This is a genomic window from Clostridium sp. DFI.1.208, assembly GCF_024463855.1.
GTDB lineage: Bacteria > Bacillota_I > Bacilli_A > Erysipelotrichales > Erysipelotrichaceae > Clostridium_AQ.
Genome location: NZ_JANGCA010000163.1, coordinates 1 through 834 on the forward strand (window position 1 = coordinate 1; position 834 = coordinate 834).

Below are 834 nucleotides of genomic sequence, written 5' to 3' on the forward strand. Positions count from 1 at the left end.
GATAGTTTCGCAAGGTCCCACTGGTAGCGTTCTGTATTGTAATAGTCCATATAATCATCTATGACTGTCTTAACTTCGCTAAAAGTGTTACAGCTGCTAATATTTATTTCGTCTTTCATATGCCCAAAAAAGCTTTCTTGTGGTGCATTATCCCAGCAGTTGCCTTTTCTTGACATAGACTGCCTTAGATTTTTATCCTTTAATAACTGCCGAAAGGGAATACTTGTATAGTGGCATCCCTGATCACTGTGAATATAGGCCTCTGTTTTGATCTTATTGATTTCCTTTCCATAGTTCTTTATCAGTTGATTCACAGTTTCAAGCACGAAGTCAACCTCTAAAGACTCGCTGGCTACATATGACAATATTTGTTTTGTATATGCATCCTTCATCACTGATAGATATGCTTTTGAGCCATTTCCATAAAATAAGTATGTAATGTCGGTAAGGATGACTTTTCTAGGTTCTTGACGAAAGTTACGATTTACTTCATTTTTCGCAATACTGTCTGTTTTGATTGCCTTTGCCATCCGTCTATATGGATTTGCTTTTCGAATCGGACACTTGAGATTATATTTTTTCATCAGTCTACGTATCTTCTTTATATTCATAACGGTTCTATCATGTAATAAACGCATATAAATAGACCTTGCGCCCTTATCATATCCCCTATGCTTATAAGCCTTCAGAATCAGCTCAAAATCTGCTTGATCCTGCTTTTCACGTTCATCACTATTCGATTTTCCTCCTCCCATCCAGTTATAATACCCTGACCTTGATACACCAGCTATTTCACATAGCCAGCTGATATTCAAAAGGTTATTATCACGTTCT

At 36.8% G+C, this 834-nt stretch carries 1 protein-coding gene; it reads right to left on the reverse strand.

What is annotated here, in order from left to right; genetic code table 11:
* The coding region (locus NE665_RS23825; protein WP_256302697.1) for an IS3 family transposase at positions 1–755 on the reverse strand (755 nt) is incomplete at its 3' end.
* Between the last annotated feature and the right edge of the window lie 79 nt (positions 756–834).